Here is a 13,622-nt window from a genome sequence, read left to right on the forward strand (position 1 = left end):
CTCAAGCCGGACCGACAACTCCCCAAGGGGGGCGGGACCGTGTCGCCACGCGTCTCCGCCGCAGGGGCGCGACCAGCCCGCACCGCACCCGCACCTGACCGACGACCGAGCGCCCTCACCCCGGCGGCAGCAACGGCATCGGATCCACCCCCACCGAGCCGGGCAGGAACTCCGCGATCCGCTCCGGGGTCCAACCGCCACAGGCGTAGGCCGACCGCAGTTCCCGTGGCTGCGCCCACACCGCGATCTTCGGCCCCGCCACCGTGTACACCTGCCCGGTCACCCCCGCCTCCCGAGCCCGCTCGGACAGCAGGTACACCACCAGCGCGGCCACGTCCTCCGGCTCCCCGATCTCCGCGAGATCCATCGGCACCCCGGCGGACATCCGCGTGCGGGCCACGGGCGCCACCGCGTTGGCGGTCACGCCGTACTTGTGCAGCCCCAGCGCGGCGCTGCGCACCAGCGAGATGATCCCGCCCTTGGCCGCGCTGTAGTTGGCCTGGGAGTACGAGCCCTGGTGGCTGCCGCTGGTGAAGCCGATGAGGGTGCCGGAGCGCTGGGCGCGCATCACCGCGGACGCGGCGCGGAAGACCGTGAACGTGCCCTTCAGGTGGGTGGCGACGACCGGGTCCCACTCGGCCTCGGTCATGTTGAACAGCATGCGTTCGCGCAGGATCCCGGCCACGCACACGACCCCGTCGAGCCGCCCGAAGGCGGACAGGGCGGTGTCGACGACCCGCTGGCCGCCCGCCATCGTCGAGATGTCGTCGGCGACGGCGACGGCCCGGCCGCCGGCCGCCTCGATCTCCTTGACGACGGTCTCGGCGACCTCGCTGGAGGGCGACGCCCCGTCCACGGAGACGCCGTAGTCGTTGACGACGACGCCGGCGCCCTCGGCCGCCGCGGCGAGCGCCACCGCCCGGCCGATCCCTCGTCCGGCGCCGGTGACGGCGACGGCCCTGCCGGTCAAGAAGTTCCCCACGCCCGGCCCCTTCCCGCGGTTTCTGACGGACCGTTAGATTTTATGTCCCGTCGGATACCCGGCGACAAGCCCCGGGGAGGCATCGAATGGCATTGCCCGTCGAGTTCCACGACATCGCCGAGCGCGTCAACAACTGGGGGCGCTGGGGCACCGACGACGAGATCGGCACCCTGAACCTGATCACCGACGAGGTCGTACGACGGGCCGTCGCCGAGGTGCGCACCGGGCGCCGCGTCCCGCTCGCGCTGCCGCTGCGCGAGGACGGCGTGCAGACCGGGATGATCCCGGGTCGGGTCAATCCCCTGCACACGATGGTGCAGATCAACCAGGAGATCTTCGGGCCGGGCACGGTGGCGTGCAGCGACGACGCCGTGACGATGGGCCTCCAGGCGGCCACCCACTGGGACGCGCTGCCCCATGTCTCGCACTCGGGCCGCATCTACAACGGCCGCCCGGCCGGCACCGTCACCGCGCACGGCGGCGCCGAGTTCAGCGGCATCGACAAGGCGCGGCACGTCGTCACCCGCGGGGTGCTGCTGGACGTGGCGCGCGCGCGTGGCGTCGAGCGTCTGGACGGCGGACACGCCGTCACCCCGGAGGACCTGGACGCGGCGGAGGAGTTGGCGGGGACGCGCGTGCGGGCGGGCGACGTCGTGCTCGTCCGCACCGGGCAGATGCGGCTCTACCTCGCCGGTGACCGGCAGGGGTACGCGCACCCGTCGCCGGGGCTCTCCGTGCGCACGCCGGAGTGGTTCCACGCGCGTGATGTGGCGGCGGTCGCGAACGACACCCTGACGTTCGAGGTGTTCCCGCCCGAGATCGAGGACCTGTGGCTGCCCGTGCACGCGCTGCACCTCGTCGAGATGGGCATGATGCAGGGCCAGAACTGGAATCTCGAAAAGTTGTCCACAGCCTGTGGACAAGAGAAGCGGTACGCGTTCCTGCTCTCCGCGATGCCGGAGCCGTTCGTCGGCGGGACCGGAACCCCGGTGGCCCCGGTGGCCGTCCTGTGACGCCCGCCCGGCAGGCCGCGGGCGCTCGGCAGGCCGCGGGCGTTCGACCGGCCGGGACGCTCACGCCGGATGGCGGCGCGCCGCTGCCCGCCCCGAGCACGGCACCGCGCGCCACCATCCGACTCGGCGTACCCGCCCCGGTCTCCCCGGCCCTGAGGGACTCGACGCCGATCGCGACCCACACTCGGCGAGGGTCCCCGTCACCGGCACCCTCGTCGTCCCCTCGCGGCGAATCGCTGGCCACAAGCGTCACCAAACGGACACCTGACGTCAACACCCGATCGAGGATTTGTACCTTACGTCCCTCTTTGCGGTGGGCGCACACGGAAGCACATCCCGGCGCACCGTGCCACCCCGGCCGGCCCGACAGCGCTTTCTGCGCCGACCCCCGCGCCCCCGGCGCCGCCGGGCGGGCCGCAGGCCGGCACGCCGTCACCTGACACCCCGGCAGGCCGCGGACCGGTTGCCCGTCACCTGACACCCCCGCAGGACGCAGACCGGTAGGCCGTCACCTGACGCCCCGGCAGGCCGCAGGCCGATGGTTCGCAGGCCGATGGTTCGCAGGCCGATGGGCCGCCGGATCACCTCGCGCCTCGTCGCGGCGGGGCAGGCAACGGCCCGACACCACGCCCCGCCGCGCCACACCACGCCCCGTCGCGCCGTGTCAGACGGCTTCGTACGCGAACCCGCCGTAGAGCGGCTCCGGCGCCTGGAAGGCGGCGACCGCACCGCCGTCGACGGGACCGGGCCGATCCGCCGCACTTCCGTGGTCCGGGCCGTCGACGGGCCGGGCGCAGCGGTCGAGTTCGCACCAGATGCGCTTGCCCGGGCCCTCGACGCTCCAGCCCCAGCGGTCCGCGAGACCGTCCACGAGGGCCAGGCCCCGGCCGCCGGTGGCCTCGTCGCCCACACAGCGGGGCACGGGCGCCCGGTTGCTGCTGTCGGCCACCTCCAGCCGGACGGTGACCTCCTCCGCCGCGACGCCCGGCAGCGAGAGCCGTAGCACGGCCGGACAGCCGGTGTGCACCACGGCGTTGGTGACCAGCTCGGAGACGAGCAGGATCAGCGTCTCGGCAAGCGGCTCGTCGGCCTCTATCCCGGACCCGGCGAGACGCGAACGGGCCCACCGCCGGGCGCGACCCACTTCAGCGGGGTCGGGCCGGATCTCCAACTGCACTTGAAGCACCTGCACCGCTCACACCATCCGAACCGGCGGACACATGGCCGCGCGCCACGTGAGCCACGCAAGCCACGCGAGCACCATGACGACGAGGGCCACGATCGTAGCCATTTTCCGCATGGCCAGGACAACGGCCAGAGGCGGAGTGACGGAACGTGATTCCCTTACGAGACAGCTTGGTTGACCTACAGTCACCTCAACAAGCGCTTCGGGCATATTCCAGCGCGAAGGAGTACGCGTGCGGCATACTGTGCGACGCTTGTCGCGGGGAGTCGAACAGGCAACGCTCCCGCGCCCGTCCAGCCTGCGAGCAGGGGCGCGCACCGTCGAATCCGGCACTGCCCGGGGGGCACCACCGGCACGGCTCGCGCTCGTAGCCACTCGCATCCCACAGAAGGTACCGGAGCGGCTCCCCGACTCCGGCCCGTGACGGGTCACGCCTAGGCCACAACCGCGTTTCACCCTCCGTGTCCGGCCGCTGCCACGATCATCGACACGGCTCCCGGCCGCAACCCGTCACCGCAGGCCGACGCCCCCGGAATCCGTCAGGGACAGCAGCTCACCGGCCAACAGCTCCTCACTCGGGGTGCCGCCTCCCGCACGCCGCGTGCGCACCCACGCCCGCTTCAGCAGCAGGTGCACCTCCGCCTCCCAGGTGAATCCCATTCCGCCGTAGACCTGAAGACAGTCGCGCGCGCCGCGTACGGCGGCCTCGTCGGCGAGCAGCCTGGCCGCCGCGATGTCGGCGGGGTCGGCGGTGACCGCGGCGGCGTACACGGCCGCTCGCGCCACCTCCACCCGCACCAGCAGCTCCGCGCACAGATGCTTGACGGCCTGGAACGCGCCGATCGGCTGCCCGAACTGCTCGCGCGTCCGGGCGTGTTGCACGGCCAGCTCACACGCGCGCGCGGCACCCCCGAGCTGCTCGGCGGCGGAGAGGAGAACGGCGACGGGGTCGGGGGCGGGTCCGGGACTGGGACGGGGGCCGGGGCCGAGGTCCGGGCCGGGGTCCGGGGTGACTCCCAGAACCCCGGGCGCCCCGGGTGCCATCGGCGCCACGGGTGCCACGGGTGCCACGTGCCCCACGGATGCCACGGGCACCCGGTGCAGCGGCGTCAGCGGATCCACCGACCGCATCGCCACCGCCACCTCCCGGACGGCCCCCTCCGCCTCTCCCTCCACGTTCCCCGACACCACTTCCGCCTCCGCCAGCCACTCCACCAGGCCCCCGTCGACGGCCGTCACGACGGTCTCGCCGCTCGCGGCGCCCGGAACGCTCCCCGCCGCGAGGTGCGTGGTGATCAGCGGTCCGGGCAGCAGCACCCGCCCGGCCTCCTCGAACGCCAGCACCGCCTCCGGCAGACCGAGTCCCACGCCTCCCTCGGACTCGGGCAGCCGCAGTGCGAAGAACCCGGCGTCGCCGAGGGCCCGCCACAGGGTCCGGTCGAGCGTGCCCGGCCGACGGGTCGCCGTCCGCAGCTCGGCGGGCCCGAAGCGGCGCGCGAGCACCTCCCGCACCCCGTCACGCAAGGCCCGCTGGTCCCCGCTCAGTTGGAAGCGCACGTCATCGTCCCTTCGGCAGCCCCAGGATCCGTTCGCCCACGATGTTCCGCTGGATCTGCGAGGTCCCGGCCGCGATGGTGTACGACAGGGAGGTCAGGCGGTCGAGGACCCAGGGCCGGTCGAGGTCGAGGGCCGCGTCGCCGAGGACGTCGGCGGCGGCGTCGTACAGGTCCTGACGCGCCTGCGAGTACCTCAGTTTGAAAACTGAACCGGCCAGGCCCGGCACTCCCCCGGAGGCCTCCGCGGCGCTCACGTTCCACTGTGCGAGCCGCCACAGCGCCCGGAACTCGGCGTGGAGCCGGCCGAGCCGGCGGCGCAGCGCGGGGTCGTCCCAGCGGCCGTTGCGCCGCGCCTCGTGGGCGAGTTCGCCGAGCACCCGCCGACAGGCGACCACCTCGCCCGCGAACGCCGTGCCGCGCTCGAAGGACAGCGTCACCATCGTCACCCGCCAGCCGTCGTTCTCCGCCCCGATCCGGTGGTCGACCGGCACCCGCGCCTCGTCGAGGAACACCTCGGCGAACTCGGTGGACCCGGCGAGCGTCCGCAGCGGCCGTACGGTGATGCCGGGTGCGTCCATGGCCAGGGCGAGCCAGGTGATGCCGCGGTGCCGGGGTGCCTCCGGGTCGGTGCGCACCAGCAGTTCGCACCAGTCGGCGACCTCGGCGTGCGAGGTCCAGATCTTGGAGCCGCTGACCACGTAGTGGTCGCCGTCGCGCCACGCGCGCGTGCGCAGTGCCGCGAGGTCGGAACCGGCGCCGGGCTCGCTGAACCCCTGGCACCAGACCTCCTCGCCGCGCAGGATCGGCGGCAGCCAGCGGGCCCGCTGTGCGTCCGTCCCCTCGGCGGCGACGGTCGGTCCGGCGTGCAGCAGTCCGACGAAGTTGGCGCCCACGTAGGGCGCGCCCGCCTTCTCCGTCTCCTCCAGGAAGATCAGCCGGACGCCGGGCGGGGCGTCCCAGTGGACGTGCCCGTACCCGGCGTCGTACAGCATCCGCTGCCAGCCGAGGTCGTACGCCCGGCGCCCCGGCCAGTCGGCGCTGGACGGTCTCGGCGGGAGGGTGGGGAGCGCCTTGCCCAGCCACTCCCGCAGCCGGGCCCGGAACGCGGCCTCCTCGGCGCTGTCGGCGAGGTCCATCAGCGGTCGAGGTCGAGGCCGAGCATGCGGATGGCGTTGCCGCGCATCAGCTTGTGGACGGTCTCGTCGTCGAGGCCCTCGACGTGCTCGAGGGCGACCTCCTTGGTGTGCGGGAAGGTCGAGTCGACGTGCGGGTAGTCCGTCTCGAAGGTGGCGTTGTCGCGTCCGACGACGTCCAGCGAGGCGATCCCGTGCTTGTCGCGGAAGAAGCAGCAGAAGATCTGCCGGTAGTAGTACGTCGACGGCGGCTCGGGGACGAGATCGCGGACGCCGCCCCAGGCGCGGTGCTCCGCCCAGACGTCGTCGGCGCGTTCCAGGGCGTACGGGATCCACCCCATCTGGCCCTCGGAGTAGGCCAGCTTGAGCGTCGGGAACTTCACCAGCACCCCGCTGAACAGGAAGTCCATCATCGAGGCCATCGCGTTGTTGAAGCTGAGCGCGGCCTGCACGGCGGGCGGGGCGTCCGGGGAGGCGGCCGGCATCTGGGACGAGGAGCCGATGTGCATGTTGACGACCGTCCCGGTCTCCTGGCAGACCGCGAAGAAGGGGTCCCAGTAGCCGGAGTGGATGGACGGCAGGCCCAGGTGGGTGGGGATCTCGGAGAAGGTCACCGCGCGCACCCCGCGGGCGGCGTTGCGGCGGATCTCCGCGACCGCGAGGCCGACGTCCCACAGCGGGATGAGGCACAGCGGGATGAGCCGGCCGCCGCTGTCGCCGCACCACTCCTCGACCATCCAGTCGTTGTAGGCGCGCACGCAGGCGAGGGCGACCTCCTTGTCGTGCGCCTCCGCGAAGGTCTGCCCGCAGAAGCGGGGGAAGGTCGGGAAGCAGAGGGAGCCCTCGACGTGGTTGAGGTCCATGTCCTTCAGCCGCTCCGCCGGGTCCCAGCACCCGGGCCGCATCTCCGCGCGCGTGATGCCCTCCAGGGTCATCTCGTCGCGGTCGAAGCCGACGGCGGCGATGTTGCGCTTGTACGGGAACCGCAGGTCCTCGTAGATCCACCAGTCGGTGGGCGGGCCGTCCGGATCCATCGTGATCCGGTACCTGCCGCCGACGTAGGCCAGTTCGCCGATGCCCGCGGTGAGCGGTTTCGGCCCGCGGTCGCGGTACTTGTGGGGCAGCCAGGTCTCGAAGAGGTGTGCGGGCTCGATGACGTGGTCGTCGACGCTGATGATGCGGGGCAGTTCGGTCATGGGTCCCCTCCGCCGGGCCGACACGATCCGCTTTTCTGACGGTACGTCAGATGGGCTCTGTGGGCAGGCTAGCCCCGCACCCCTGGACCGACAAGGCGCCCGGCCCTACGCTCTGCGCACTATCTGACTGACCGTCAGCTGAATCCGGGGGTCCGCCGTGCCCGAGCCCGAGACCGACACCGAGACCACGACCGGCACCGCCGCCACGACCACGACCGGCACCACGACAGCTGCCACGACGGCCGCCGCCACCGCCACCAGCGCGGCCACCACCGACCTGAGGGCGTCCCGCACCCTCTGGGACCTGCTCGCCCGCCGCGCCGCCCTCACCCCCGACCGGCCCGTCCTCCTCCAGGGTGACCGCACCCTGACCTTCGGCGCCCTCCACGACCGCGCCGAACGCACCGCGGCGGGCCTGTACGCCATGGGCGTACGCCCCGGCACAGTCGTCGCCTGGCAGCTTCCCACCCGCCTGGAGACGGCCGTCCTGTCCTTCGCCCTGGCCCGCCTGGGCGCCGTCCAGACCCCTCTCATCCCCTTCTACCGGGACCGCGAGGTCGGCTTCGCACTGCGCGGGTCCAAGGCGCGGTTCTTCGCCGTACCGGGCGTCTGGCGCGGCTTCGACCACACCGAGATGGCCCGGCGGCTCGGCGCGCAGGGCGTCTTCGAGGCGTACGACGACCTGCCCGACGGCGACCCGGCGGCACTCCCCGCCCCACCCTCCGAGGGCACCTCGGTGCGCTGGATCTACTGGACCTCGGGCACGACGTCCGACCCCAAGGGCGTCCTGCACACCGACCGTTCCCTCATCGCGGGCGGCACCTGCCTGGCCGACGCGCTGCGCCTCTCGGCGGCCGACGTCGGCTCGATGGCCTTCCCCTACGCCCACATCGCCGGTCCCGACTACACGGTGATGCTGCTCCTGTACGGATTCCCGGCGGTGATGTTCGAGCACTTCGCGCTGCCCGACGCCCTCACGGAGTACCGCCGGCACGGCGTCACGGTGGCGGGCGGCTCGACCGCGTTCTACTCGATGTTCCTCGCCGAACAGCGCAAGCGGCCGGGCGCCCCGGTGATCCCGACCCTGCGCCTCCTCGCGGGCGGCGGCGCCCCCAAACCCCCCGAGCTGTACCACTCGGTGGTCCGCGAGATGGGCGTACAGCTCACCCACGGGTACGGCATGACCGAGGTCCCGATGATCACCATGGGCTCCCCCGACGACACGGCCGACAACCTGGCGACGACGGAAGGGCGCCCCCCGGAGGGCATGGAGATAAGGATCGTGGACGGCGAGGTACGCCTGCGCGGAGAGGCCGTCTGCCAGGGCTACCTGGACCCGGCCCAGACGAGGGAGGCCTTCGACACGTCCGGCTTCCTCCGCACGGGCGACCTGGGCCACCTCACGGACACCGGCCACCTGGTCCTCACCGGCCGCCTGAAGGACGTGATCATCCGCAAGGGCGAGAACATCTCGGCGAAGGAGATAGAGGACCTCCTCCACACCCACCCGGCGGTGGCGGACGTGGCCGTCATCGGCCTACCGGACCCGGACCGCGGCGAACGGGTCTGCGCGGTGGTGGAACAACCGCCGGACACCGAGCCACTGACCCTGGAGAAGGTGACGTCCTACCTACGAGCGGCAGGCCTGTCGACACACAAACTCCCGGAACAACTGGAGGTGACGGAGGCACTGCCACGCAACGAGACGTTGAGGAAGGTACTGAAGTACAGGTTGCGGGAGAGGTATTCGGGGGTGGTCGGAGGTTGAGGGTGGGGGACGGCGACCCTCGGGAGAGGTCCCCGCGCCGGGCGCAGGGGGCGCGGCCCCCGTGAGGGGCGCGGCCCCCGTGAGGGGCGCGCTCCCCGTGAGGGGCGCGCTCCCCGTGAGGGGCGCGGTCCCCGTGAGGGGCGCGCTCCCCGTGAGGGGCGCAGGGGACGCAGTCCCCGCCGGGGTCCGGGGCGGAGCCCCGTGACGGCTCCTCCCAACTGGCCGAGTCGGGCGGCGGGTGGGCGAGGACGGGGTCCGGGGCGGAGCCCCGTGGCGGTCGCTCTCGACCCACCGAGACGGGCGGGCGGGTGGGCGAGAACCGGGGTCCGGGGCACAGCCCCGCGACGGTCGCTCTCGACCCACCGAGACGGGCGGGCGGGTGGGCGAGGACCGGGGTCCGGGGCACAGCCCCGCGACGTCCACCTACTCCGGCACAGTGAAGTAGCGGGCGAACGCCGGCACGACCTCCGCCTCCCCCACCCTCCCGTCCGCGTCCCCGTCCAGCGCCGCCGCGACCCCCCGGGCGACTTCCTCGCTCGCGCCCAGTGCCCTCAGCACCCGCACCGTGTCGTCGACGGTGGCCCGCCCGTCCCCGTCGCCGTCCGCGACGGCCAGCGCCGCGTGCAGGAACGGCCGGGCGATCTCGGCGAACCGTTCGGGACTGTCGTGGAGCCGCTTGACCGCCCCGCCGACGAACTCGTCGCGGGTGATGCGCTGGTCCCCGTCCCGGTCGGCGATCCCGGCCATGCCCTGCCAGAACGCCTCGGCGCCGACGTACAGCGCCTGCCCCTTGTCGGACCGGGCCGGTACCCCGAACTCGGCGAGCACGGCCTTCGCCGCGGAGGCGAAGTCCAAGCGGTCGATGTAGCCGTTGCCGTCCTGGTCGAAGGTGGCGAACCGGGCGGCGATCCTGCGCTCGTACTCGCTGCTCACCATGTCTGTGGCCGCCTTACGTCATCACGTCGGGTGTGGGTCTGGTGTGGGTGTCCGCAGGGGAGCGTACGACGCCGGCGGCACCGGGACATCGGGAAGGCGACTCCTGTGCCAGGACCGGGAGGATTCCGGTACGGGAATGTGGCGGAAGCCGTGACGCGGCCCACCGGGGCCGGCTCCCGGTCTCAGGCCGACAGCGGCTCGGTCCGGTCGTCCACGGCATCGGCGACATCGACGTACACGTCGAACAGCCGGCGCACGCCCAGCGCGCCCAGGACCCGGTTGACGTGGGACTCCTCGACCGCGCCGCGTGCCGGCAGGATCAGCCGGAGGCGTCCCCGGCAGGAGCGGATCAGCCGCCGGGAGGCGATGAGGACGCCGACTCCGCTGGAGTCGCAGAAATGCACCTCGGAGAGGTCCAGGACGAGACTGTGGCGGCCTTCGGCCACCTCGTCGTGGACCCGTTGACGCAGCAGGGGCGACGTCACCAGGTCCAGCTCGCCCGACACGCGGAGCACGGCCCATCCGTCCTGCTCACCGCCGGTCACTTTGAAAGCCACCACCACGCCTTTCATCCGCCCGAACGGAAGCTGTCCCTTCGCTTCCTCGCAGCGCGGCTGCCCAGCGGCCGTTCCCCGAAACTCCGGGCGGAAAACGGCAGATAAGAGGAAGAGGCTTGTTCTGATCGCTGTCAGTCCTGTTCGATCTCATGACGTCAAGAAAGCTCGCCTCATCTCGCTCCAGCCCGATCGCCATTGATCTCGCCCAATCCCACATGATCGAATTCCAGCTCAATTCGATCCTCTTTGATCCGACTAGATCCAACCCGATCCAGTCTGACCACGCCCACGACGGGTACGCGGGCCCGCACGACGCCTTCACCACCCTCGAAGCCGCAGGGGGCGCACAATGCACCAAAGGGGCGTGCGTCGTCGGACGTGCCGACTACATTCGAGGTGACGACGCACGCAGGCTGGACAGGGACAGGCCCCGGTGGGGGCGCCGGGCACGGGCAGGGCTGAGGGGGCCGCATGGCGAAGAAGGACGCACCGCCCCGCTGGGACCGCAAGATGCAGCAGCGGCTCGCGCGCGGGGAGGCCGCCGCCCTCGGTGAGCTGTACGACCGGTTCGCTTCGCTCGTGCACGGTCTCGCCCACCGGGTGCTCGCGGACGAACGAGCCGCCGACGGGGTCACCCGCGAGGTGTTCGCGCACGTGTGGGAGCACCCGGACTCCTACGATCCCCGCCAGGGCCCCCTGCGCACCTGGGTCGCCGCCCTGACCCACCGTCTGGCCGTGCAGCGGCTGCGCGCCACGGAGACGGCGGCGCTCGCGCTGGACGGCTCCGGCGGTTCCGAGGAACTGGAGAACAAGGTCCGGCACGCCTCGGTGGCCGCCCGCGCCGACTACATCGTCCAGTCGATGCCGACGCCGCTCCGCGCCGCCCTGGAGCTGGCGTACTTCCAGCGCCGGGACTACCGCCAGACCGCCGCCGACCTCGGGGTCACCGAGGACGAGGCCCGCCGCCGCCTCCGCCTGGGCCTGCAACTGCTCTCCACGGCTCACGACGCCGCCGCTCCCGGCGCCCCGCCCGGACGCTACGGGGGTGCGGCATGACGGAGGACCACTTCGACCGGTACGACGGCGACGGTGGCGTCCGGCACGCCCCGCCGTCACCCCCGCCGTCGCCCCCTTCCTCGCCCCCGCGCCTGGAACACCCGGTGCTGAAGGCGCTGCTGGGAGCCTGGGCGCTGGCCGCCTGCTCGGCCGAGGAGACCGCCGCCGTCGAGGAACACCTCGGCGACTGCGGGGCCTGCGCCGACGAGGCCCGGCGGCTGCGCGAGGCGGTCGGCCTGCTCCAGCGTCCCGACAGCCTGGACCTGGATCCGGCCCTGCGCACCCGCGTCCTGGAGAGCTGCCTGGAGCGGCGCCCGCCGCGCATCCCGGTGCCGGACTGGGCGATGTCGTACGACGCGGAGACCGCGCGGCTGGACGCGCTGCTCCAGGACTTCGGGGACGCGGAGTGGCACGCGCCCGTGCGGCTGCGCTGGTTCCGCGGCAGGGACGCCACCAGCCGCCGTACGACCGTCGCCGGTGTCATCGCCCACCTGATCGCGGTGGACGGCCTGGTCGCCATCGCCCTGGGGCTCGACGATCCGCTGGGCCCGGTCACGGGCGCCACCGCGGGCAAGCCGGTCGGATCGCCCGCCGAGCGGACGGAGGCGTTCTGGGCAGCCTCCCACTTCCCGCCGACGCGGAGCGTGCGCGGGCCCTGGCGCGAACAGACGCATGCGGTCGTCCGCACGGCGTCCTTCACCGGCGGGGGCGCCTCCCGCGCGAGCCGGGCCGAGCGTGCGGGAGGCGGCACCATGCCCGTGTCGTACGGCGACTTCGAACTGCCGCTGCGGGACGCGCTGGTGGACCGGGCCTTCGAGTGCTGGGTGCACGCCGTGGACATCGCCCAGGCCGTCGACTACCCCTACGACCCGCCCGCGCCGCGCCACCTGCGCGGCATGGTCGACCTGGCCGCCCGGATGCTGCCGAGCGTCCTCGCCGAACGCCGGCGCGCGGGGCTCACCGGGCCGGGCGACCGCCCGCATCTAGTGACCGCGGGCCGCCCCGGCCGCAGCCTGCGCCTGGAGATCGAGGGACGGGGCGGCGGTGAGTGGCTCATCCCCCTCGACTCCCCGGCCGCGGTGGGCTCCGCCGACCACGAGGTGGCCCATGTGGCCCTGGACGACGTGGAGTTCTGCCGGCTCGCGGCCGGCCACGTCTCCCCGGAGGAGGCGGCCGCCGGCCAGGTGGGCGACCGGGCGGCCATCAGCGACGTGCTGTCCGCGGCGGCGTCCCTCAGCCGGATGTAGGAGTCCCCCGGCAGGGAGCGGGGGCAGCCCAGGGGCTGTCCCTCAGGCGAAGACGACCGTGCGCCGCCCGTTCAGCAGGATCCGCCGCTCCGCGTGCCACTTCACGGCCCGCGCCAGTGCCTGGCACTCCACGTCCCGCCCGACGGCCACGAGCTGGTCCGGCGTGACGTCGTGACCGACGCGCTCGACCTCCTGCTCGATGATCGGCCCCTCGTCGAGGTCGGCCGTCACGTAGTGCGCCGTCGCGCCGATCAGTTTGACGCCCCGCGCGTGCGCCTGGTGGTACGGCTTGGCGCCCTTGAAGCTCGGCAGGAACGAGTGGTGGATGTTGATGATCTTCCCGCTGAGCTGCTTGCACAGGTCGTCGGAGAGGACCTGCATGTAGCGGGCCAGTACGACCAGCTCGACGCTCTCCTCGCGGACGATGTCCAGCAGCCGCGCCTCCGCCTCGGCCTTGTTCTCCTTCGTCACCGCGAGGTGGTGGAAGGGGATGCCGTACGAACCGACCAGCTCGGCGAAGTCGGTGTGGTTGGACACCACGGCCGCGATCTCCACCGGCAGCGCGCCGGTCCGGGCGCGGAACAGCAGGTCGTTCAGGCAGTGGCCGAACCTGCTGACCATCAGGACGATGCGCATCTTCTCGTCGGCCCGGTTGATCTGCCAGTCCATGTGGAAGGAGTCGCCGATCGCCGCGAAGCTCGCCCGCAGCTTGTCCACGGTCACCGGCGACTCCGCCGAGAAGTGGACGCGCATGAAGAACAGTCCCGTGTCGTGGTCGCCGAACTGCTGGCTGTCCTCGATGTTGCAGCCCGTCATGAACAGGTAGCTCGACACGGCGTGCACGATGCCCTGTTTGTCGGGGCAGGACAGCGTCAGGACGTACTGGTCGGCGAGGCTCGCCGTGGCGCGGGTGGACTGCTCACTCATGCAGCACAGCGTCTCATGACAGGCCGGACCCGCAGGAACTCCGTCCGCAGGACGGAATCCGGGTC

General features: G+C 72.6%; 12 protein-coding genes. 4 read left to right on the plus strand and 8 right to left on the minus strand.

Translation table 11 applies throughout. The features are described 5' to 3' along the window. Positions 1 to 115: 115 nt before the first annotated feature. Positions 116 to 982, minus strand: a complete 867-nt coding sequence (locus ACFYO5_RS30530) for an SDR family oxidoreductase (protein WP_388714861.1) — start codon at positions 980 to 982, stop codon at positions 116 to 118. Between the two features lie 86 nt (positions 983 to 1,068). Here ACFYO5_RS30530 and ACFYO5_RS30535 point away from each other — a divergent pair, with 86 nt between their 5' ends. Continuing rightward, entirely contained in the window at positions 1,069 to 1,995 is a 927-nt protein-coding gene (locus ACFYO5_RS30535; protein ID WP_388714864.1) for a cyclase family protein, read from the plus strand. A gap of 664 nt (positions 1,996 to 2,659) precedes the next feature. On the opposite strand, the gene ACFYO5_RS30540 is transcribed toward ACFYO5_RS30535, so the two are convergent. The 4 genes from ACFYO5_RS30540 to ACFYO5_RS30555 all read right to left on the minus strand — a co-directional run bounded on the left by ACFYO5_RS30540 (position 2,660) and on the right by ACFYO5_RS30555 (position 7,066). Beyond that, positions 2,660 to 3,172, minus strand: a complete 513-nt coding sequence (locus tag ACFYO5_RS30540; RefSeq protein WP_388715300.1) for an ATP-binding protein — start codon at positions 3,170 to 3,172, stop codon at positions 2,660 to 2,662. A gap of 519 nt (positions 3,173 to 3,691) precedes the next feature. Further along, entirely contained in the window at positions 3,692 to 4,738 is a 1,047-nt protein-coding gene (locus ACFYO5_RS30545) for an acyl-CoA dehydrogenase family protein (protein ID WP_388714867.1), read from the minus strand. A 1-nt stretch (position 4,739) separates the two neighbouring features. Next, a complete protein-coding gene (locus ACFYO5_RS30550) occupies positions 4,740 to 5,873 on the minus strand; it encodes an acyl-CoA dehydrogenase family protein (RefSeq protein WP_356565066.1) in 1,134 nt (377 codons plus the stop codon). Next, positions 5,873 to 7,066, minus strand: coding sequence for an amidohydrolase family protein (locus ACFYO5_RS30555; RefSeq protein WP_388714870.1), 1,194 nt, complete (start codon positions 7,064 to 7,066; stop codon positions 5,873 to 5,875). The genes ACFYO5_RS30550 and ACFYO5_RS30555 overlap by 1 nt, the downstream gene beginning before the upstream one ends. Positions 7,067 to 7,343: 277 nt before the next feature. Between ACFYO5_RS30555 and ACFYO5_RS30560 the strand changes: the two genes are divergently transcribed. Further along, positions 7,344 to 8,834 (plus strand): class I adenylate-forming enzyme family protein, encoded by a 1,491-nt coding sequence (locus ACFYO5_RS30560; RefSeq protein WP_388715303.1) that lies wholly within the window; start codon positions 7,344 to 7,346, stop codon positions 8,832 to 8,834. 423 nt (positions 8,835 to 9,257) lie between these two features. Here ACFYO5_RS30560 and ACFYO5_RS30565 read toward each other — a convergent pair whose 3' ends face one another. Beyond that, positions 9,258 to 9,770 carry an EF-hand domain-containing protein gene (locus ACFYO5_RS30565; protein WP_356565062.1) on the minus strand — a complete coding sequence of 171 codons (513 nt, stop codon included), beginning with the start codon at positions 9,768 to 9,770 and terminating at the stop codon, positions 9,258 to 9,260. A gap of 182 nt (positions 9,771 to 9,952) precedes the next feature. Next, positions 9,953 to 10,333: an STAS domain-containing protein gene (locus ACFYO5_RS30570; protein ID WP_356565060.1), complete on the minus strand. Its 381-nt coding sequence runs from the start codon at positions 10,331 to 10,333 to the stop codon at positions 9,953 to 9,955. Between the two features lie 465 nt (positions 10,334 to 10,798). On the opposite strand from ACFYO5_RS30570, the gene ACFYO5_RS30575 reads away from it, so the two are divergent. Together ACFYO5_RS30575 and ACFYO5_RS30580 are read left to right on the plus strand one after the other, a co-directional pair. After that, complete coding sequence (locus tag ACFYO5_RS30575) at positions 10,799 to 11,383, plus strand: sigma-70 family RNA polymerase sigma factor (protein WP_356565058.1); 585 nt, start codon at positions 10,799 to 10,801, stop codon at positions 11,381 to 11,383. Continuing rightward, on the plus strand, positions 11,380 to 12,630 hold the full coding sequence (locus ACFYO5_RS30580; protein WP_388714875.1) for a zf-HC2 domain-containing protein: 1,251 nt from the start codon (positions 11,380 to 11,382) through the stop codon (positions 12,628 to 12,630). Before ACFYO5_RS30575 ends, ACFYO5_RS30580 begins: the two co-directional genes overlap by 4 nt. Before the next feature lie 42 nt (positions 12,631 to 12,672). Here the strand turns inward: ACFYO5_RS30580 and purU are convergent, their stop codons facing one another. Further along, positions 12,673 to 13,557: a formyltetrahydrofolate deformylase gene (gene purU, locus ACFYO5_RS30585; protein ID WP_356565054.1), complete on the minus strand. Its 885-nt coding sequence runs from the start codon at positions 13,555 to 13,557 to the stop codon at positions 12,673 to 12,675. Positions 13,558 to 13,622 lie beyond the last annotated feature (65 nt).

It is taken from the genome of Streptomyces sp. NPDC006259 (genome assembly GCF_042870975.1).
Taxonomy (GTDB): domain Bacteria; phylum Actinomycetota; class Actinomycetes; order Streptomycetales; family Streptomycetaceae; genus Streptomyces.